21 protein-coding genes are annotated in these 20567 nt (G+C 51.6%); 14 read left to right on the top strand and 7 right to left on the bottom strand.

Translation table 11 applies throughout. The features are described 5' to 3' along the window. Positions 1 to 141: 141 nt before the first annotated feature. The 12 genes from EKM91_RS01550 (at position 142) to EKM91_RS01495 (ending at position 9598) form a co-directional block, all read left to right on the top strand. Positions 142 to 1332, top strand: coding sequence for a CHAP domain-containing protein (locus EKM91_RS01550; RefSeq protein ID WP_125748689.1), 1191 nt, complete (start codon positions 142 to 144; stop codon positions 1330 to 1332). Positions 1333 to 1479: 147 nt separating this feature from the next. After that, the gene (locus EKM91_RS01545) at positions 1480 to 2634 is read left to right on the top strand and encodes a C40 family peptidase (protein WP_164508422.1); all 1155 of its coding nucleotides are present in this window, start codon (positions 1480 to 1482) and stop codon (positions 2632 to 2634) included. An 82-nt stretch (positions 2635 to 2716) separates the two neighbouring features. Further along, the gene (locus EKM91_RS01540; protein ID WP_125748683.1) at positions 2717 to 3085 is read left to right on the top strand and encodes a hypothetical protein; all 369 of its coding nucleotides are present in this window, start codon (positions 2717 to 2719) and stop codon (positions 3083 to 3085) included. Further along, on the top strand, positions 3060 to 3647 hold the full coding sequence (locus EKM91_RS01535; RefSeq protein ID WP_125748680.1) for a guanylate kinase: 588 nt from the start codon (positions 3060 to 3062) through the stop codon (positions 3645 to 3647). Before EKM91_RS01540 ends, EKM91_RS01535 begins: the two co-directional genes overlap by 26 nt. 43 nt (positions 3648 to 3690) lie before the next feature. Further along, entirely contained in the window at positions 3691 to 4137 is a 447-nt protein-coding gene (locus EKM91_RS01530; protein WP_125748677.1) for a Fur family transcriptional regulator, read from the top strand. 241 nt (positions 4138 to 4378) lie between these two features. After that, positions 4379 to 4870 (top strand): hypothetical protein, encoded by a 492-nt coding sequence (locus tag EKM91_RS01525; protein ID WP_125748674.1) that lies wholly within the window; start codon positions 4379 to 4381, stop codon positions 4868 to 4870. 12 nt (positions 4871 to 4882) lie between these two features. After that, complete coding sequence (locus EKM91_RS01520) at positions 4883 to 5704, top strand: DUF6681 family protein (RefSeq protein ID WP_125748671.1); 822 nt, start codon at positions 4883 to 4885, stop codon at positions 5702 to 5704. A 123-nt stretch (positions 5705 to 5827) separates the two neighbouring features. Further along, the gene (locus tag EKM91_RS01515) at positions 5828 to 6565 is read left to right on the top strand and encodes an amino acid ABC transporter ATP-binding protein (RefSeq protein ID WP_125748668.1); all 738 of its coding nucleotides are present in this window, start codon (positions 5828 to 5830) and stop codon (positions 6563 to 6565) included. A gap of 13 nt (positions 6566 to 6578) precedes the next feature. Then, positions 6579 to 7400: a glutamate ABC transporter substrate-binding protein gene (locus EKM91_RS01510; RefSeq protein WP_125748665.1), complete on the top strand. Its 822-nt coding sequence runs from the start codon at positions 6579 to 6581 to the stop codon at positions 7398 to 7400. After that, positions 7401 to 8045, top strand: coding sequence for an amino acid ABC transporter permease (locus EKM91_RS01505; RefSeq protein ID WP_125748662.1), 645 nt, complete (start codon positions 7401 to 7403; stop codon positions 8043 to 8045). A gap of 15 nt (positions 8046 to 8060) precedes the next feature. Then, complete coding sequence (locus tag EKM91_RS01500) at positions 8061 to 8726, top strand: amino acid ABC transporter permease (RefSeq protein WP_125748659.1); 666 nt, start codon at positions 8061 to 8063, stop codon at positions 8724 to 8726. A gap of 128 nt (positions 8727 to 8854) precedes the next feature. Then, positions 8855 to 9598 (top strand): DUF3658 domain-containing protein, encoded by a 744-nt coding sequence (locus tag EKM91_RS01495; protein WP_125748656.1) that lies wholly within the window; start codon positions 8855 to 8857, stop codon positions 9596 to 9598. Between the two features lie 54 nt (positions 9599 to 9652). Here the strand turns inward: EKM91_RS01495 and hflX are convergent, their stop codons facing one another. The 7 genes from hflX to EKM91_RS01460 form a co-directional block, all read right to left on the bottom strand. Beyond that, positions 9653 to 10927, bottom strand: coding sequence for a GTPase HflX (gene hflX / locus EKM91_RS01490; protein ID WP_125748653.1), 1275 nt, complete (start codon positions 10925 to 10927; stop codon positions 9653 to 9655). Between the two features lie 220 nt (positions 10928 to 11147). Then, complete coding sequence (locus tag EKM91_RS01485; RefSeq protein WP_125748650.1) at positions 11148 to 12083, bottom strand: ABC transporter substrate-binding protein; 936 nt, start codon at positions 12081 to 12083, stop codon at positions 11148 to 11150. A gap of 12 nt (positions 12084 to 12095) precedes the next feature. Further along, positions 12096 to 13079 (bottom strand): FecCD family ABC transporter permease, encoded by a 984-nt coding sequence (locus EKM91_RS01480; RefSeq protein ID WP_125748648.1) that lies wholly within the window; start codon positions 13077 to 13079, stop codon positions 12096 to 12098. Then, positions 13076 to 14050 (bottom strand): FecCD family ABC transporter permease, encoded by a 975-nt coding sequence (locus EKM91_RS01475; RefSeq protein WP_225419426.1) that lies wholly within the window; start codon positions 14048 to 14050, stop codon positions 13076 to 13078. Before EKM91_RS01475 ends, EKM91_RS01480 begins: the two co-directional genes overlap by 4 nt. After that, entirely contained in the window at positions 14050 to 14844 is a 795-nt protein-coding gene (locus EKM91_RS01470) for an ABC transporter ATP-binding protein (RefSeq protein WP_125748645.1), read from the bottom strand. The genes EKM91_RS01475 and EKM91_RS01470 overlap by 1 nt, the downstream gene beginning before the upstream one ends. After that, complete coding sequence (locus tag EKM91_RS01465) at positions 14837 to 15337, bottom strand: flavodoxin family protein (RefSeq protein ID WP_125748641.1); 501 nt, start codon at positions 15335 to 15337, stop codon at positions 14837 to 14839. The genes EKM91_RS01470 and EKM91_RS01465 overlap by 8 nt, the downstream gene beginning before the upstream one ends. A gap of 273 nt (positions 15338 to 15610) precedes the next feature. After that, positions 15611 to 17254, bottom strand: coding sequence for an APC family permease (locus EKM91_RS01460; RefSeq protein ID WP_125748638.1), 1644 nt, complete (start codon positions 17252 to 17254; stop codon positions 15611 to 15613). Positions 17255 to 17476: 222 nt separating this feature from the next. Between EKM91_RS01460 and EKM91_RS01455 the strand changes: the two genes are divergently transcribed. Both EKM91_RS01455 and EKM91_RS01450 read left to right on the top strand, forming a co-directional pair. Next, positions 17477 to 18235, top strand: a complete 759-nt coding sequence (locus tag EKM91_RS01455) for an ABC transporter ATP-binding protein (protein ID WP_125748634.1) — start codon at positions 17477 to 17479, stop codon at positions 18233 to 18235. Between the two features lie 28 nt (positions 18236 to 18263). Further along, positions 18264 to 20066 carry an FtsX-like permease family protein gene (locus EKM91_RS01450; protein ID WP_125748632.1) on the top strand — a complete coding sequence of 601 codons (1803 nt, stop codon included), beginning with the start codon at positions 18264 to 18266 and terminating at the stop codon, positions 20064 to 20066. The last annotated feature ends 501 nt before the right edge of the window (positions 20067 to 20567 follow it).

The following is a 20567-nucleotide window of genomic DNA, read 5'->3' as shown; positions in this document are numbered from 1 at the left end:
CCGTCGCCGCGCGGATCAAAGCGCTAAGTTACGATTTGAGATGCATTTGTATGGCGATGGTAATTGCTCTGTAACAGCCGTGTAATACTCAAGCGGTAGACTGCATAACAGTGATTAACATAAAAGGGTGGAATAAATTCTATGAAGTTACAAACGATCCTAACGACAATGATTACCGCAGTAACACTGACGGCTTTCGCTGCGTCCACAGCGCAGGTAGCCGCGGCTAGCGACACCCAATCCGCAATTTCTTCTAACCAAAGCAATACTGATAAGCTGGTTGCTGAACTTGAATCGGCCAATGCCGAAGTGATCAAGTTAGACGGCCAGATCAATGATAAAAACACGGCCATCTCTGATGCCCAAGCCAAGATTACCGCGACGCAAGCGCGGATCGAAGCGTTACAAGGCGAAGTGGCCAAGACCCAAGCCGAATTAGCCGCCCGTAAAGCGGTATTGAAAAAACAATTAGTTTCTTTACAAAAAGAAGCTGGGGATTCCGTTACCGGCAACGTCTATGTTGACTTCGTCTTGAACTCCGATGATTTATCAGATTTGATTTCACGGACCTCGACGGTCAACAAGTTGAACCAAGCCAACAAGGATGCCTTGAATGCGGTCAACGACGCGAAGACCAAGTTGGCCGACTTACAAGCTGAACAAGTCAGCAAGAAGCAAACCTTAGTGGCAACCAAAGCCACTTTGGAAACTGAAAAAACTGAATTAGTCAGCTTGAAGTCCAGCGCAGATGCCAAGTCTTCTGCTTTGAACGATAAGATCAACGCGAATAAAGACACTTTGGTGGCTTTACAAGCCAAAGCGGCGCAACAAGATGCCGCTGCCAAAGCAACTTTAGCAAAACTCTCTGCTAAAGCGACGGCGACCCCAGCAGCCACCCCGGCGGCTGCCAAGAGCACGACCCCTGCCGCAACTCCAGCAGCGCCGGTTACCAGCAATGGTGGGACCCATCAATCCAGCGATTCTGCTGGGAATGCCTATGCTTACGGCCAATGCACCTGGTATGTGAAGTCGGTAGCACCTTGGGCCGGCAATCATTGGGGCAACGGTTGCCAATGGGGCGCTTCTGCTGCTGCTGAAGGCTTTACCGTTAACAACAGCCCAGCGGTAGGTTCGATCGTCGTCTTTGGTGCCGGTCAATCTGTTGGTGGTCAATGGACCGCTGATGGTTCATACGGCCACGTTGCTTACGTCGTTGCAGTCAATGGTGGTTCCATCACCATCCAACAAGGCGGCATGGGCTTTTCCACACCAGGTGGTCCTAACACCCAAGTGGTCAGCGGCGCATCCAGCTACACTTACATCCATCGTTAAGCAAAAACCGGCGCAAGCCGGTTTTTTTGCGTATCTTATCCTTGAAGCGACGTCGCAAAGGCTTAACTGTCATGTTACAGTCCTGTAATAGTGGTTTGATACACTGCTTATTAGAAACTTAGAGGAGACCAACCAATAATGAAACTGATGAAGACAGTGACTTTGATCGCAGCAGCAACCGTTTTGGCAACAACTGGGGTCGGCTTACAAAGCGTGGCAGCAGATAGTGTCAGCGATGCGAAAACCGCCTTAAGCGACAAGCAGTCGGAAACATCGTCCTTACAGGCGCAACTGCAAGCGGCCCAAGCCCAAGTGGCGAAAGTGGACGCGCAAGCCTCCCAAAAGGCGCAAGCCGCAGCTGACGCCAAAGCCAACATTGCTCAGGCAACTAAGCAAATTGCCACCTACGATGCGCAGATCACCAAGGCCCAAGCAGAACTCGCCCAGCGCACGGCAGTGATGAAGAAGCAATTACAATCACTGCAAAAGCAAGCGGGTGAATCGGTCACTGGCAACGTTTATGTTGATTTCGTCTTGAATGCTGACAACATGTCTGATGCGGTATCGCGTTCCTTCACCGTTGGCAAGCTCAATGCCGCCAACAAAGAAGCGTTGAGTGATGTGCAAGCTGCTGGCGACAAATTAGCTGGCCTCAAAGCAGCTGCAGTCAAGAATAAGGCTGAATTAGAAGCTAACGAAGCGCAGCTTGAAAAAGATCAAGCACAATTGACCGCTTTAAACAAGTCGATCCAAGCCAAGCAAGCGGACTTACAAGCCAAAGTGGCGGCTAACCAAACCGCTGTGCAATCGTTACAAGGTGATTTAAGCAAGGCTAATGCCGCTGCTAAAGCAGCCGCGACCAAGCCTGCTGAAAGCACCGCCAAAGCGCCTGCTGCTACCAGCACCGCTAAAGCAGCCAGCACCCCAGCGGCTTCAAGCAGTGTCGCTGCCGGCAGCATCGGCGGGATCGGCGGCGTGGCCGCAAAGTATATTGGGGTCGCTTATGTTTGGGGCGGCAGCACGCCAAGCGGCTTTGATTGCTCCGGGCTGGTTTGGTACGCTGCTAAGCAAATGGGCGTCAGCTTGCCGCGGACTTCTCAAGCCATGAGCACTTTGGGCAGCAATGTTTCCTTATCCAGCCTGCAAGCTGGCGACTTACTCTTTTGGGGTGGCGTTGGCAGTGCTTATCACGTGGCGATCTATATTGGCGGTGGGCAATACATCCATGCGCCAGAACCGGGTCAAACTGTCACGATCCAAAGCATGTCTTACTTCGCGCCTAGCTTTGCGCGGCGCCTTTAAAAGTTGAGCTGACCGCGGGGAACCGCGGTTTTTTTGTCCCGCTGAATGCTATACTGAATGAAAAGGAAAAGAGGCGTTGCAGATGCAATATGGGGTGGTTGGTGCGAGTTATCAACAAGGCTCGCTGGCCGTGTTTCATGCGGGATTAGATGATGAACCTTTGGCGACTTATGCACAAGCAACGCAAAAAGCGTTACACCTATTAGTCAATGAATTATCTGCCAGTACGCTAGGGGATATTCATGCCTTATTAGATCAAGTGATGACGTTTTTGGCTGCTGGTAAGTGTGATGTGGTGCAATTAGATGCGGCGACGGCAGATACCTTGACCTTGAGCTGGTTTGATGATGACCATTACGTGATCAATGTGATGGACCAAACAGAAGCGTATCAGCTGCATATCGAAGTCGTGCCGGCATTTGTTGATGGAGGACACCCTAGTGAAGCATAAGTTGATCGTGATCACCGGCGCAACGGGTACCGGTAAAACCACTGTCAGCCGCTATTTGAGTGAACAATATGCGATCCAGCGGGTGATCACCCATACCACGCGGCCCAAGCGCGTTGGGGAAGTGGATGGCGTCGATTACGCCTTTGAGACACCGGCCAGCTTTGCCCATAATCACTACATTGAAGACGTGACGTATGCTGGGTATCAATATGGGAGTTCTTATGAATCGCTTTATGCCGCTTGGGCGCGTTCTGCGTTTGCCAGCATCGTGTTGGATACGCAAGGGGCGATCACTTATGCGCAAACCTTAGGGCCGGCAGTGGCGACGTTATTTTTAACGATCGATGACCCTGCCATCTTAAAAACCCGCCTGCTTGGCCGCGGAGATGTTCCGCAAGCCGTCGCCAAGCGCTTAGCCAGCCCTGAGTACCAGCGCGATCTCAAGCTGCCGCAAGCGCTTTGTGCCAGTGCCACCGTGATCGCCAATGACGACTGGCCGCTTGCCCGCCAGGCCGTGGATCGCTTCATGAAGACGCTGGTGGCAGCAGTTGCTGACAAGTGAGGCGGCACATGTTAGACTGAAGGCGAAGAAAAGGGGGATGCGGATGTCGAATACGACCATTGCGATCCAACGGATGAAAGAAAATGGGATGCGCGTTACCAAGCAGCGCCGCGATCTGGTTGCTTACTTGGATCGGCATGCGGACAGCTATGTCACGGTGACCAGCATTGACGCGTATATGCGCGGGCAATATCCGGGCTTGTCACATGACACGATCTATCGCAACGTGAAAGCTTTTGAAAAGCTGGGCATCTTGGAGTCTGAAGTCCAAGGTGAACAAGCAATCGTCAAGCTGCAATGCGATTATCAACACCCGCATCATCATCATTTCATTTGTACGAATTGTCACCGGGTCCAGGAATTGCAAATGTGCCCATTGGGTTTTTTTGAAGATCAAGTCCCTGGCGCGCAGATCGCCAGCCATAACTTCGAGTTATATGGCTTGTGCGCAGATTGTGCCAAAAAAGCGCAGCCAGCCGTCAAAGGATAAGGCTGAGACATCAAGCGGTTTTAGCCAATAACACAAGCGGCTCTGCACCACGATTCGGACTTTGAATCGCGGTGCAGAGCCGCTTGTGTGACTTGGCGTTGCTTGATGGAACGCGACGATGTGACTGATGTCTCGCCCACGGCTTTTTATTTTGCCCATTAACTTTGCATTTCCTTAACTGAGCGGATCGATGGAGTGCGGTACAATGACAGTATGTGATTTGAAAGAGAGGAATCTGCTCATGGCATACCGGACAGCGCCATTATTATCACCAGCGGCGATCGTTTCGCTGATTATTTTGATCAGTGGGTTCAATGTGATCAATACCACCGTTAACCCCAGCAGCAAACCTAAATCTGCGGCCTCACAAAGTGCTTTGATCTCTAAGGAAAAAGCCGCCACGGCAAGTACGTCTTCCAGTGCAGTCAGCAAATCGACCGCTCCCAAGAGCAAACCGGAAGTTTCTAAAAGCAGCAGTGCGCAAGCTTCTTCTGCGCAACCGTCATCGTCGACTCAAGAATCTCAAGGCCAAACCACGACCCAACAAGGCAATGGTACCGCAGAAAGCGGCAAAAACACCGGTGATACGACCAATGCCAGCAGCCAATCAGCTGAAGACAGCAGCAGCACCGGGGCAAATGGGTCTGGCAATACCACCGGTGATGGCAGCGACAACAGTGGCGATACCACGGCTAGTTCTGCCAGCAGTACCCAGACGACCACTAACCAATAGGAGGCAGCTGATATGCTGACATTTTTAGATATCCTCAACCGCCTGTTGGGGTATTTCAATATTCAAGATAAAGCTAAAGGCAAGGCGTTTACCATCGTGGCGTTTGTGGCCAATTTTTACTTGTTATACGCGGCGATCCAAGGCCTGCGTTTTCCCGGTTACCGCATCCAAGGGGCCTTGTTTTTAGCGGGCTTTTTGGTGTTAGAGTATTTCATCGTGTTGAACTTTTTCTACTATTACACCGATAAGCAGTTGAAGTTTGATATTTCGCCTAAAATCGAAAAAGCCTTAGGCGGCAACCAAGCGCAGATCAAGGCGGCGGAAAATCAATTGGCCCAAACCACGATGAGCGGACCAGCCAGCGGGTTGTTTCAAGATGATAAATTATTGCCGACGGCGGTGTTGGTGTCACCGACGCAACAAACTAATCTTGAAGCGTTAGTCGAGCGGTTGGTGCAACAAGGCAATTTGGCTGCCAACTATTCTGGGTTGGATGAGCGAGCGATCGCGCGCGTGGCGCAAAAAACCCATCAGCCAGTCGCCGCTTTAGGCACATTAGTGGAGTTGCCGTTTTTTGAATTGCGGGACGAATCCGGACAATTGACGGTGTATGCAGGGGTCAATTCGCTTTCTGCCGTACCGGTGGCGACCGTTCAGCGAGTTGGATTATTACCCGCAAAAGCCGCCCAAAATGAATATCAATTAGCCGCGGCTCATGTTTATTTGACCGGCGGCGAAAGCAAGCAAATGGGCCGCAGAACCTTGATCACACGGCATGAACCCTATAGTGTGACGGTTCAATTAGCCTACCGCGCACATGACACTAACAAATAATTAGGTGTAAAGACTAGCTTTCATGAGTGAAAAATGATAAATTATTCATAATCACTCACTGCAATGACCGAACGTTGCTGCTCGGTATCGTGAGTGAATCACGATTAAGAGGAGGGGATCACGATGTCGATGATCGAATTTCACGATGTCGAGAAATACTACGGCAAGTTTCACGCGCTGAAAGATATCAATCTGACCATCGATCGCGGGGAGGTCGTTACCATTATCGGCCCATCGGGTTCAGGGAAGAGTACGCTGTTACGGACGATCAATGGCCTCGAACGCGTTCAGTCAGGGCAGTTGATCGTTAACGACTTTGATCTAGCCGACAAGAAGACGGATATGAATCGGATCCGGAAGAACGTCGGCATGGTGTTCCAGCATTTTAACTTGTACGCCAACAAGACCGTGATGGAAAACATCACGTTAGGGCCGACGCTGGTGCTTAAAAGCAACAAGGAACAAGCGCGCGAAGAGGCGCTGAAGTTGTTGGATCAAGTCGGCTTGCGTGAAAAAGCCGACAGCTATCCGTCAGCATTATCCGGGGGGCAAAAACAGCGGATCGCCATCGCCCGCAGTTTGGCGATGAAGCCTAAAGCATTGCTGTTTGATGAACCCACATCGGCACTGGACCCAGAAACCATTGGCGATGTATTGGATGTCATGAAAGACATCGCCAAGCAAGGGATGACGATGGTCGTGGTCACACATGAAATGGGCTTTGCGCGCCACGTCGGCGATCGGATCGTTTTCATGTCTGATGGGGAGATCCTCGAAGACGCGACTGATGTCGGGGCCTTTTTCGATCATCCTAAAGAACCGCGTGCGCAGGAGTTCCTCAGCAAGATCATTAACCATTAAGGGAGGGCTTTAGATGAAAAAACGCTTAGTACCCTTAATGGTTGCTGCATTGTGCGGCATGTTGCTGTTAGTTTCCGGCTGCGGCAAGTCTTTGGCTGACCAAGATGTGCTCCAGCATGCCAAGCAAACCAACACCATCGTTTGGGGCGTGAAAGCCGATACTCGGTTGTTTGGTTTGATGAATACCAAATCTGGGCGGATCGAAGGGTTTGACATCGACATGGCCAAAGCCTTGACCAAAGAGATCCTTGGGCCAAAAGGCAAAGCCCAGCTGGTTCAAGTGACCTCAGATACGCGGGTGCCGATGCTTAAAGGCGGGAACATTGATGCGATCATTGCGACGATGACCATTACGCCTGATCGGGAAAAAGTCTTGAACTTTACGCAGCCTTATTTCAATGCCGGCCAATCTTTACTGGTCAAAAAAGGCAGCCGCATTCATTCCGTCAAGGACTTGAAAAAAGGCGATAAGGTGATCGGGGTGCAAGGGTCAACGTCTGTGGATAACATCCAAAAAGCCGCCCCGCAAGCCACTGTGCTGCAATTATCTGATTATGCCCAAGCCTTTACTGCCTTAAAGTCTGGTCAAGGGCTTGCGGTGACGACGGATAATGGGATCTTGTACGGGATGTCTGAACAAGATCACCGCTATGTCGTGGTTGGCGGGACTTTCACCAAAGAACCTTATGGGATTGCGATCAACAAAGGCCAAACCGCGATGACGCAGCGCATGGATCAAGCGATCAATACACTGCGCAAAAATGGCACTTATGAAAAGCTGATCAACAAGTGGTTCGGCAACGTGCCAGGCTTTGATATCAAGGAGGTGGAGTAGATGTTCACGATACTCGCGAATAACTGGTCGACATTATTGTCTGGCCTCGGCTACACCTTGATGGCCAGCTTGATCGCTTTAGTTGGCAGTTTGGTGATCGGGACGCTGTTTGCTTTGATGGAGATCTCGACTTATCGTTGGGTCGCGATCATTGGCCGCATCTATGTGGAAGTCGTCCGGAATATTCCTTTGCTGGTCATTACCATGGCATTTTATGTGATCGTGCCGACTTATGTGGTCCAAATCGATGGTTTCACGGCAGGGACGATCGGCTTGACGATCTATACCAGTGCGTTCATCGCTGAAACTGTCCGGGCAGGGATCGAATCGGTCGCTGTTGGGCAGATGGAAGGGGCGCGCAGTGTGGGGATGACCTACACGCAAGCGATGGTGAACATCGTGTTCCCACAGGCGATCAAGATCGTGATCCCGCCGTTGGGCAACCAGTTCATCAACTTAGTGAAAAACTCGTCGATCTTAGCGTTTGTGGCTGGGTTTGACTTGATGTATCAAGGCAAGATCATTGCCAATACGACTTTCAACACCTTTGATACTTATCTGGCAGTTGGGTTGTTGTATTTGATCTTAACGATGCCATTGTCGTATTACATGCGGCATTTGGAGAAGAAATGGAATGTCGCCTAGGAAGGAGGACCTGCGATGCAAAACTTTATTGATGCCTATTCACAGGTAAATGTGAATTACTTGCTGCAAGGCCTCTGGGTGACGCTGGAAGTCAGTGTGACGTCGATCTTCTTCAGCTTCATCATCGGGACATTGCTGGGGGTAGCGCGGTATATCAAAGTGCGCTACTTTAGTGCGATCGTTGGGTTTATTATCGACTTGATCCGTAACTTGCCGCTGCTGTTGATCTTATTTTTCACTTACTTTGCCCTGCCAAACATTGGGGTGCGTTTGCCGGTGATCCCAGCATCGATCGTGGCGATGACGGTGTTTGAATCCGCCATGCTTGCCGAGATCGTCCGTTCCGGGATCAATGCTGTGCCGACTGGCCAAATGGAAGCAGCCCGCTCTAACGGGCTGACTTACACGCAAGCAATGGTGCACATCATCTTGCCACAAGCGTTCAAGGCCATGATCCCCCCGATCGTTTCGCAGTTTATCTCCCTAGTCAAAGACACGTCTTTGGCCACGATCATCTTGCTGCCAGAGCTGACGTACCATGCGCAGATCATTTACGGGCAAAACATCAATTATATGATCCCGATGTTTGTGGCGTTAGCCGTGTTGTACTTTATCGTCAACTACGCGTTATCCGTTGCGTCTCGCGCATTGAATCGCCGGTTGTCTTCAGGGATCCGCTAAGCAGATCAACCACCAATACCGCTGGTTGGCGATGTCAAACATCGTCAACCGGCGGTATTTTTTTTGGCAGCCGTTTTGTTAGGTGATCGTTGTAGGATTTGCTATGCTGAAGCAAAGGAGGTGTCGTCATGACACTGGTAGAGTTGACATTCAATGCGCGGTTTGCGGCTAATTTGCGCGCGACGTTTGCGCATACCGTGATCTTATTGCCAACGGATCTGCAATTTGGGGACTTGGATCGCCTCGATGCCAAAGGCGCAGGTTTTTATCGCTTAAAAGCCGAGTGTTTAGCGCTAGGTGCGCATCAAGACGACCAGCAGCGCTTTTTGCCCACGGCCCGCGACTTGCAAGTCACCGATGCCCAAGGGTTATTGCAACTAGCCGATGCCATGGCGGCGCATGCCAGCTTGCGCGTGTGGAAAATGGCGACGGCCAATGATCTGGTGGGGTTTGCTTGGCTATGCCAGCGGCTGCAGGCCTATCCTGAAGCTGTCAGCCAAGTGCAGCTGCCGATGCGGATGGTCGTGACCCAACCGCTTCCGGCGTTGATCCAAAACCAAAATCTCGGTGATGTGGCGCCGCAGCGGCTGACTGAAAGCGCCAAAAACGCTACCGCCTTGTCGCTGGCTGCCCGGCAAGGATATGGCGAACAATGGCACACGTTGGTGGCGGATCCTTTAGCCGTGCGGATGCAGGTCAATGGGCAATTGATCACCGCCCCAGAAACTTGTTATGATTGGGCGCTGAATGGTCACTTGCGGCCGGAAACGTTTCAACGCGGGCGGCAGTTGATTGCCGAATTGGTCAACCGCTACCCGATCGATGTTCCTGACTGGTGGTGGTATTACCGGATCCGGGCGGTTTTGGGATGATCCAGTAGGTCAAATGAGCGCAAAAAAAGCTGAGCAGCGCTCAGCTTTTTTGCGTCATTCAATGAGATACTCGCGCAGTTGCCCTGCTTGGATCGGGTTGACCGTGGTGGTGATCTGCGTGCCGTCAGCGGTATAATCCGTGGCGCTGACGCTGGTTTCACGGTTGATGAAGTCGACGATGGCGCCTTTGGCAAAGGGGATCAAATAAGTGTTGGTTTGATCTTTGGCAAACAAGTGCGTCTTGATCAAGTCGGTGAGCTGCTCTAAAGACGCGTGGTCGCGTGCCGAGTAGATCAAGTCATCGCCATTAACTTCAGGATAATGGGTGTCAACGCGCAAATCAGCCTTGTTGTAGGCGACGATCATCGGGATGTCATGGACGCCGATCGCCGTTAAGGTTTTTTCGGTGACTGCCATCATCTCGGCGTAATGTTCGTCAGAGTAATCGACCACTTGGATCAAGAGATCCGCGCTGGCGGCTTCGGCTAGTGTCGCTTTGAAGGCGTCGACTAAAGTATGCGGCAGCTTGGAGACAAAGCCGACGGTATCAGATAACAGAAACTTGCGATTGTCAGGCAGTGTGAGCTGGCGCACAGAGGTATCCAATGTGGCAAACAGCATATCTTTTTCAAAAACTTGTTTGGTTTCAGGATGATCGGCGAATAACGCCAACAAGCCATTCATGGTCGTTGATTTGCCGGCGTTGGTATAGCCAACTAAGGCGACGGTCGGCATGGCTTTATCATCGCGTTGGGCACGCCGGACGGTTTCGCCCACATCGGCTTCTTTGAGTTCTCGGCGCAAGCGGGCGATGCGCTTGTTTAAGACCCGGCGATCCATTTCCAACTTGGTTTCACCAGCCCCACGGTTGGCAAAACCGCCACCGCCGCCTTGCTGATCCAGCTTGTTGGCACTCGGGTGCAGGCGCGGCAAGGCATATTGCAATTGCGCGATCTCGACTTGGGCCTTGGCGGTTTTAGAATGCGCGCGGTTGGCGAAGATCTCTAAGATCAACTGGGTGCGGTCGACGATATGCAACTTGGTTTCACGTTCTAAGTTGCGCAATTGTGATGGTGATAATTCATCGTTAACTAAAACCGTGGTCGCGTCATGCGCCAGTGCTAATTCACGGATCTCGGCGACTTTACCGCTGCCAAAATAAAATGCTGCCGTGGAGCGGTCGAGGTTTTGGCGCAACTCGCCTACGACGTCATAGTTGTTGGCTTTGGCGAGTTCGACCAGTTCGGTCATGGTGTAATCAAAATCATCCTTGCCTCGTGAAATGCCTGTGACTAGGACTTTTTCAGGTTGTTGATGTACTTCTTGCATTAATACTCCTTAATGGCACACCACACTGCGGTGTGCCTGACGTGGGGAAACTATTTTGCCCAGCCGGCAAACTTCAAGCGTGAATCGCGCATGCGGCTTCAGTCCCTTCGTAATTCGTTATATCCAGTGTAACATGTGACGGCAAACGTGCCTAGCAGCTGACCAATGCGCCAACAGCAGACAAATAGGCGCACCAAGGCGGCGCACCTATTTGAGGGGGTCAGTTTTGCTTGAGCATGGCCGTGGTGATCAACTTGATCTGGCCTTTTAAGGCATAAGGGTCTGAATAATACATCTTGTTGAACGGCAGCGAAACGACATGGCCTTTTTTGACCGCCGGCAAGCTTTGCCAAACCGGGTTGTGCTTCAAGTCGGCGATCGCTTGATCATTGCCATTAGCCGTCGCGGTGGTATTGGAGAAAAACAGCCAATCCCCGGCGTATGTGGGTAATGATTCGGTGGAGATCTGTTTATAGCCAGTGCCGGCTTGGATCTTTTGACTGGCGGCATTGAGCTTAAAGCCCAGCAGCGTGACTAATGTTTCGCCGCCGCGCCCCCAGCTGAAGCCGTCGACATAGAGTTTATTGCTTTGCATATCGAGTAAGCTGACGGTGGTTTGACTAGGGGTGATCCCGTTTTGGGTGAGCTTGCTGCTGGCTTGTTGCGCCTTGGTCTTTAACTCGCGGGTGACTTTTTTGGCTTGGGCTTGGCGGTTTAGCCAGTGTCCGAATTTAGTCAGCGTTTGATAGGCGTTGCCGGTGCTGCCAAAGGGGATATATAAAACCGGAGCGATGTCTTTCAGCTTTTTGACGTCAGGTTCATTGCACGTCACGATCAAGTCGGGTTTGAGCTTCAAGATCGCTTCGGCATTCATGGTGTTGCCAAGATCTTTGATGCCTTTGGTGTCGCTTTGAGATAACCAAGGACTTTGCAGGTCCATGCTGGTGGCGCCGACCACATTGACACCCAGCGACAGCAATTCTGGTGAGTAAACCGTGGCAACGACCCGCTTGGGATGAGCCGGGAGCTTGACGCTGCCGCTAGGGGTTTGCACCGTGCGGGTGGCTTTGGCGGCGTTGGCGCTGGTTTTGGCTTGGCCACAGCCGGCCAAGAAAAACACGGCAGCGGCGGCGATCAGTAGCATTTTTTTGGACATATGTAAGGCTCCTTATTGTTGAAATAGCAAAAACAAGAAATAAGGCATGGTGATCACCGCGACCACCAGCCCGACTGGCAAAAGCGCCGGTAAAAACAAGTTATTGGCAACGATGGTGGCCAGAAGCATGATCGCTTCGCCGACCATGATAGTCACCGGCAGCAATGCGGCAAAGCGGTGGCCGCACCAGTGCTTGGCAATATTCGGGGCCATCAAGCCCACTAAGCTGATCGCGCCGCCGACAGTCACCGCCACTGCGGCCAAGGCGATCGCCAGCAATAAGGTGCCGCGCTTGAGCTTTGTGACATTGACGCCGCTGGCTGCGGCCATATCATCGCCGAGGACTAACATGCCTAAAGGCCGGATTAAGGCGAAGACGATGACGATCAAGGCGATCGCCGCCAGCCCATAGTGACGCAAAAACACCCAATCGACGTTCCAAAAACTGCCGGATAACCATACCAAAACGCGGTCAAAAGCAAAGCTGTTCATATTCAGCTGCAACATCAAGATCACGCCGTTCAACAAGGCGGTCAACGCCACCCCGCGCAACAACAACTGCAAGCGGCTGCCAGTGCCTTTTTGGCCAGCGACTAAAGCCAGACTTAAACAAGCACCTAATACAGCTGCCAGCGGCAACCAAGTATCGGTAGCAAAGCCGCGGATGCTGGCGCCTAAGGTGATCAACAGCACCGCCCCTAAACTCGCGCCGGCGTTGACGCCGAGGATGCTGGAATCAACTAAGGCATTATGCGTCAAGGTCTGCAGTAACAAACCGCTGGCGGCCAAACAAGCCCCGGTGATCAAAGCTGCCGCCACATAAGGCAGGCGCATTTTCCATACAACGATGCTGGCAATGCGATCACCGCCGCCAAACAACGCCTGAAGCACTTGGCCAAAGCTCAAGGAAATATCGCCTAAACTCAATAACAATATGGTCAACGCCAGCATGACGATAGTCGACGCGACCCAGCCGATGAGCGTTTTCTTGTTCATAGGCGCTGCCTCCTAGGATCAGAAAGAATGGCGAACAAGAAGATCCCGCCGCAAATCGCACTTAACGCCGAAAGCGGCAATTCGTTCGGTGCCGTCACCGTTTTGGCGAGCACATCGACTGCCAGCATAAATGCGGCTCCGCCTAACATGGTGGGGGCCATGTTTTTTTCAAAGCGGTCAGGGTGTAAATAAGCGATCACTTGCGGCACCCCTAAGCCCACAAAACCGATATTGCCGGCGATGGCTACGGCGATGCCGGCGCAGATCACGACCAATAAGGCGGCTAATAAGCGCACGCGGCTGGGATCCACGCCGAGGCTGCGGGCAGTGGTGTCATCCAGCACCATCAGCGAAAGTTCCTTGTGCGCAAATAAGGCGATGATCACCACCACGATCACGCCGCTGCTAGCGGTCAATGCCTGGCTGGCGGTGGCGCCGGTGAAGCCGCCGACCAGCAAATTGCGAAACTGGGCGGTACTGTTGGTCAACAACCCGACGGCATACGCCAAACAGGTGATCAAACTGGAAAAAACGGTCCCGCCAAGAATGAAGCGCAAAACATCCAATCCGCCGCGGCGCATCGCCAGCGCTAACACACACATAAACGCGATCCCAGCGCCTAACAAACTCAGCCACAAGGTATTGATGATGGTCAAGGCCAAGCCGTTCAAAGCCCCCAGCATCAGCATCAACGTGGCCCCAGCATTGACCCCAAGGATCGACGGATCGGCGATCGGGTTGCGCGACAAGCCTTGCATCAACTGGCCGGCAAATGCTAATAACGCCCCGACTGCCGCTGCGGCAATGACGCGCGGCAAGCGGATCTGCCACATGATCGAGGTGACTTGCGGCTGGCTGGTCCAAAGCGCACTAGGCGCATACCAATGGACCCCAGCGCTTAAGCTCAGCGCCGCCAAGCCAAGGACCAGCACCAATAACTCGGCGTTAAGCGCCCATTTGCTGCGGCGCATCATGCGCTCACCAGCGTTTGACAATTGAGCAGCTGCGGGTAGTCGCAGCCAGCAGGGGTGACGACTTGCGCACTGACTTGAAAGACCTTCGCCAGCAATGGTGCCGTCAGCACCGCTTTGGGACTGCCAGTGGCGACGACTTGGCCGTCATGTAAGCAAACCAGCTGATCACAATAGCGCGCCGCTTGGTTCAAGTCGTGTAACACCACGATAATGGTTTTAGCCGCAACTTGATTCAAGTGCTGCATCAAGTTCAAAACGTCCAGTTGATGGGTCAGATCTAAGTAAGTCGTGGGTTCATCCAACATGATGATCGGGCTGTCATGCGCTAAAGTCATGGCAATAAACGCCCGCTGGCGCTGGCCGCCAGACAAGCTGGCTAGCGGCCGATTGGCCAACTCTGCGACTTTAGCGGCCACTAAAGCCGCGCGCACTTGGGCTTTTTCATGCGGATCTTGGCCAAAAAACCCGCGGTGATACGCATAGCGCCCTAATTTGACTAAAGTGGCCACCGTGAGATCGCCTGGGACATCAGGGGCTTGCGCCAAATAAGCCAGGGCTTTAGCTAACGCTTTGGCGCTGAGTTGCGCTTGCGGCTGGCCATTGATCGTGATGTGCCCATGGTCAATGGGATTGATGCCGGCGAGCGCTTTTAGCAAGGTGGATTTGCCGCTGCCGTTTGGGCCGATCAAGCCGGTGATCTGCCCGGCTGGAATATGAATGGATTGGTGGTCGACAATGGTTTTGCGGCCGTAGCCGACCACGAGGTCTTCACCTGAAATTGCATCAGTCATGCTGTGCCTCCTGTAACTGTTGTTGCCAAGGTGTCAGGACTTGCGCAAAAGCTGGCGGCCGCACCAAGCTGGTATCCACCACGATCGTATCGCGATAATCCCACTGTAAGAAATCTGCCAGTTGGGCGATCGCCGGTGCGATACCAGGGGCGGTTTGCGCTGGGCGTTGGGTGCCGTTGACTAAGACGTAAGTGGGCACATGGCGAAAAGCCACTTGTTTGGCGATCAGCGTGCAGCGATCCAAGAATGTCTTCAATAATCCGGTCATGTCCGACCAATAGACTGGGGTGCCGATCAATAACGCATCACAAGTACTAATGGTTTGGGCTAAACGGATAAAATCATCGGGCTGATCGCGGTGTTGGCCGAGTTGGGCAATGTGATAGTTGACCAATGGCAAGGTCGTGCAGGCTTGACCCGCCAGGAGGAATTGCGCGAGTGCGTCAGTATGCCCCAAGGCGTTTGGACTCCCATTAATAAATCCCCATGACATAATCGTTTCCTCCTTTTTGGTGAAAATTAAATGACAATGTAATGTGAATTATATGATAATAAGCTTCAGCCGACAAGCACTCGCCACCGCTGATAATTCCCAGATAACGCTTGCAAACGCCGCCGGAACAAGCATAACAGGGGAAACAGAAAAGCACAACTTTTTTTGTTCAATAACAGTTGTGCGTCACTTAATGATACTCATTCTAATTCAGCGAAAAAAAAAGCCTTACCGGCGCACCTTAGGCAGCGTCGGCAGACTTTTTTGACGGCGTTAGTTTTCAGTTGTGCCATGGCGGCCATTGGCGGTGAACTTCAAGATCACACCGATCAAAAGCAGATCCACGATCCCAATGGTCACCACCCGCAGCGCACCGGCGGCATGGGCCAGCAAGTTCGTGGCGATCCCGTAACTCGCCAAGCTCACCAAAACGATCAACAAGATGCCTGTAAACAACCACCAGCTGCCGCGGCCAAAGGCATTGCCTTTCGCTTGGCGTTTGGCGATCCAAGGCATCATGACGCCTAATACCACCATCCCGATCGGCACCACGATGTTTAACGTCAACATCAACGCGAAAGTCTGTTCATTGGCATCAGTCGGGAAAAAGCCTAACACGGCCAGCAAAAAGGTGATGATCAACATCCACAGCCCGACAATCAAGCCCAATTTATCGGATTTGATGAAGCGATAAGCCGGCGTCGGGAACCGGTCGGCATGCCGGCGCACCATGATATAAGACCAGAATAAGAAACAAGTCGAAAACGGGCTGACGATCCCGTTGAGGTTCAATAGCCAGTTGAAGATATCATTGATCTTTGGCAACAACCCGCCTAAGGCCATGATCAGCGCACATAAGATCGTGGTCAGCCAGTAGCCGTTGATCGGCAGGCCATCGGCGGTTTTTTTAGTCAATTGGCGCGGCATGAAGCGCTTGGCCACATCTGATAAGAAGACGCGCGTTGACGCATCTAAGATCACGGCCAATTGCGCCAGCATGTAAATGCCTTGCACAACGGCAAACAGATACATCAGCCCATTGCCCAGCCCAAATTGCCGCCCGATCGCTTGAAACGCGTAGTATGAACCGTTCATTTTCAAGTCATTCGGGAGGTGATGGGCGTTGAAGTACACGCCTAAGGAGAAGGTGCCAAACAAGGTCAAAAACATGGTCATGATCGCGATCATCTTCAAGGCCTTGGGGAAGTCTTTCGCCGGATGGCGCATGTCGGCGGTATAAGGCGCCGCTAATTCCGAGCCGTTCATGGCAAACACGAACAACCCAAACGTCGACAAGAAGCTCAAGGAGAAGAAGTCTTTGGGCATGAAGCTGGAAAAGTGGAACGGGTGCGTGGCGATCGGATCACCATGGGCTAAGCCGGCAAACGTCATCACGACAAACAAAATCGTCATGATGAACATCGCCCCGCCGCCGATCGTCGACATCACTTCCAGCGACTTGTTCTTGAAGAAGTGTTGGATCCAGATGAAAAGCACAAAAATCACCGCAGTCAAGATCCCAAACCAGGCGTTGCCCAGGTTGGCTTGGATATTGCCGTTGCCGTTGAGGATCCAGCCAAATGAGATCACCACCGAATTGGCCACATCCACGACATAAGGCAAGCCAGTGATCCAGTAGAACCACGCGGCAAAATAGCCAACGGTATCCCCGTTAGTTTGGCGCATCCAACTGGTGATCCCGCCGCCGTGCTCAGAAAATGTCGAGCCCATGTGCGCGACGATCAAGTTGTAAGGGATGACATAAAAAAAGGTCATCAAGACCCAGCTGGTAACGGCAACCAGGCCTTGATTTTGGAAGTTATAAATAATGTCGTCAAAGCCGATCACGGTGACAAAGTCCATCAAACCGACAATGACCCAAGGAATATATTGCTTTTGTTTGGTTTCAGGTTGCATAGTGTTCCTCCAGTGTTAAGGGGTGTCAACAACACGGCAAGCACCAGGCGCCTTATTAAAAAACATGACAATCCTCCTTTTTGACACAATCGTCTTATTGTAGCGAAAATCTGGACGCTTAACAAATTCTTAACGCCTTACAGCTTTGTTAGGCGATGTTCGGCGCAAACCGGGTGCAGTACGGTAACATAGACTCATCGAGAAAATATTGGAGGCATCAACATGCAAACTCAACCTGTCGTCGCCGTGAATGGCGTGACCAAGACTTATGGCAAAGCCAACGAAAAACAATTTCAAGCGTTAAAAGGCGTGAGCTTCTCTGTGCAGCCGGGTGAATTTGTCGGGATCATGGGCGCTTCTGGTTCCGGTAAAACCACGCTGTTGAACATTTTATCCACCTTAGATCGGCCCACCGCCGGCACGGTGGCGATCAATGGCCAAGACGTGACCGCCTTAAAAGGCAATCAGCTGTCTGACTTTCGCGCCAAGAAAATCGGTTTTATCTTCCAAGACTTCAACTTGTTAGAGAATTTGACCGCCCGCGAAAACATTGCCTTGCCGCTGGCGCTGCAAAATGTCAGCCATCAAAAGCAAACCCAAGCTGTAGAAAAAATCGCCACGACCTTAGGGATCCAAGCGGTGCTGGAACATTACCCCACAGAACTTTCTGGCGGGCAAAAACAACGGGTAGCAGCTGCGCGGGCGCTGGTCCAAGCCCCGGCGATCTTATTTGGGGATGAACCCACTGGGGCCTTAGATTCACAATCGGCAAAGGAATTGCTCAACACGATGGCGCAACTCAACCAAGAACAAGGCGTGTCGATTCTGTTGGTGACGCACGATCCTTTTTCCGCCAGTTATGCCCAGCGCATCTTATTCATCAAAGACGGCCAGATCGGCCAGGAATTAGTCCATGGCGACAAGAGTCAAAGTGACTTTTATCAAGAGATCTTAGAAACACTGGGGACGTTCCAACAATAATCGCCGGGGCTGTTTTGGGAGGAAAATTATGTTACGCAAACTTGCACTTGGCGGGATCCGCTCCCGCTTCCGCGATTACGCGGTTTTGTTTTCCGGGTTGGTGATCGCCAGCGCCGTGTTTTACATGTTTTTGGCGTTGGCGACGAATACCGCGTTTTTAAAGAGTAATTCACCCGTCGCGATGGCCAGTTTCATCTTTGGGTTTGGCGAAGTGTTGTTGGTGATCATCACCATGGTGTATATCGTTTATGCCAACACGTTTTTAATGAGCATGCGGCAGCGCGATTATGCGATGTTCATGATGTTAGGGGCCAAAGGCCGAAAAATCGGCCAATTGATCTTCATTGAAACCGTCAGCGTCGGCTTGCTGGCATCAGTGGTCGGGGTTTTGATCGGCATGGGTTTGACGAGCTTTGCCGGCAACTTGTTGATCGGGATGCTGCATGCCCCGGCGACCCATTTTTCACCATTTTGGGCGCCGGCGTTGTTATGGACCTTTGGGTTTTTCATGGTGATGTTTGTGATCGCGGCCTTTTTTAATGCGGCCAAGCTATTAAAGACGCCGATGTTGGCATTATTGCATGCCGCGACGACGCCGAATCGGATCCAGCAAAAGCAACCGGTCTTGTTCATCCAAGCGGTATTGGCGCTAGTCTTGTTGGCCATTGGCTATTGGGCGATGACCCAACTGGCGCACTTACAGCTGATGGCGATCGGCATTGCTTTAGTCACCATCGTGTTAGGGACTTACTTCTTATTCAACTCGCTGTTAGTGTGGCTGATCGGCATGTTGAAGCGTGATCGGCGCTTTGCTGCCCGCGGGTTACATACGTTCACCTTGAGTCAGTTGAGTTTTCGGATCCGTGATTACACCAAGATCTTATCGGTCGTCGCGATGCTGTTTGCCTTGGCGTTAGGGGCGATCACGGTAGGGTTAGGGTTTCAGCATGACATCAACGAAATGGCCAGCCGGCAAACTGCCTATGATGTGGTCACCATCGACGCCAATGCCAAGACCCAACAGGCAGCCCAAAAGCTGACTGGGGTAACGGCCAAAACCACTTATACGCAAAAAGTCACCCCCAAAGCTTTGTATTTTGATGCGGCCCAACTGGATGCCAAGCCGCTGGAATTTGAATGGTTTAATCATGGGACCTGGAAAAAAATCACCGTGACCAGCAAAAATTTTGCCCGGTATGTCGACCAAGTCGATGCACAGCTGCTCCAATTTCGCACGCCTGCAGATGGGCAGCGCCAATTACAAGTCGTCTCCCATGCCGATTTTACAGCGGCTCAAGGGCAAACACGGGCGATCGTCACTTACCAAGTGCGGGATTTTGCGGCGAACTATGATGCCATCGAAACGATGGTCACGCAGCAAAACCGCCAATATCATGTGCGATCAGCCGACCAATCAGGGCAAAAGTTCATGATCTATGCGCTGATCAACAGCATGTATTCCGGGTTTGCGTTCATGGGCTTTTTCTTAGGCATCGCCTTTTTAGCGATGCTTGCTTCGACGTTGATGTTTAAGATCTTAAGCGGGGCCGGTTTTGATGCTGCGCGCTATGCGATGCTGCAAAAAATCGGCGTGCGTCCCAGTCTTTTGCGGCGTTCGATCCGCCAAGAAATCGGTGCGTTGTTTATTTTTCCAGGGGCGTTAGGGGTCATTCACGTGTTGTTTGGACTGAAAATGTTTAAAGGGCTATTGCAACATCCTTATGGCAACTTACTGGTACCATTTGGGATCTTCATTGTGTTATATGCGATCTATTATGGCTTGACGGTGTGGATCTATGAACGGATCGTACTGACCAAGCCAGCTGCTTAAATGAGAATTACAAAATCTGTGAATGTCTGGGCATAAATACCGATAATGCTTGTGATATAAGCGATGATCAAGGGCTGACACAATGGTCAGTCCTTTTTGGTCTACCAATGGAGGACCTGATACGCTGGCAAAAAGTCCGAGATACGGTATTCTGGTTTGGATGCGATGCTGGAAAGCACTGAATTTTATTGCCGTGATTCAAGTCATACTATAAATGTCTATTTATAAGAAAATAAATTGAGCTTAAAGTTAGAATGTATTCATTAACCGACTGGATCATTGACTGAAAGCGGTGAACTTGATAGGGTGTGTGCATAAGTCATAAATAGATGAGGAAGAGACGTCAACTACCACTGAATAAATTCGGTGGCTTGCAGCTCGCGTGTCATTGACACAGTGGTCAAACGCCTTTCAGGCTCCCACCTACTGCGACTGCATCATCGGGCAGCTGACTTTGCCCGTCAGTTATCAGGTTTACCCGATAACTTCTTTAGTAAAACG

It is taken from the genome of Lacticaseibacillus baoqingensis (genome assembly GCF_003946165.1).
Lineage (GTDB): Bacteria > Bacillota > Bacilli > Lactobacillales > Lactobacillaceae > Lacticaseibacillus > Lacticaseibacillus baoqingensis.
The sequence above is the reverse complement of the archived record's forward strand: the minus strand, read 5'-3'. Positions and strand labels throughout refer to the sequence as shown.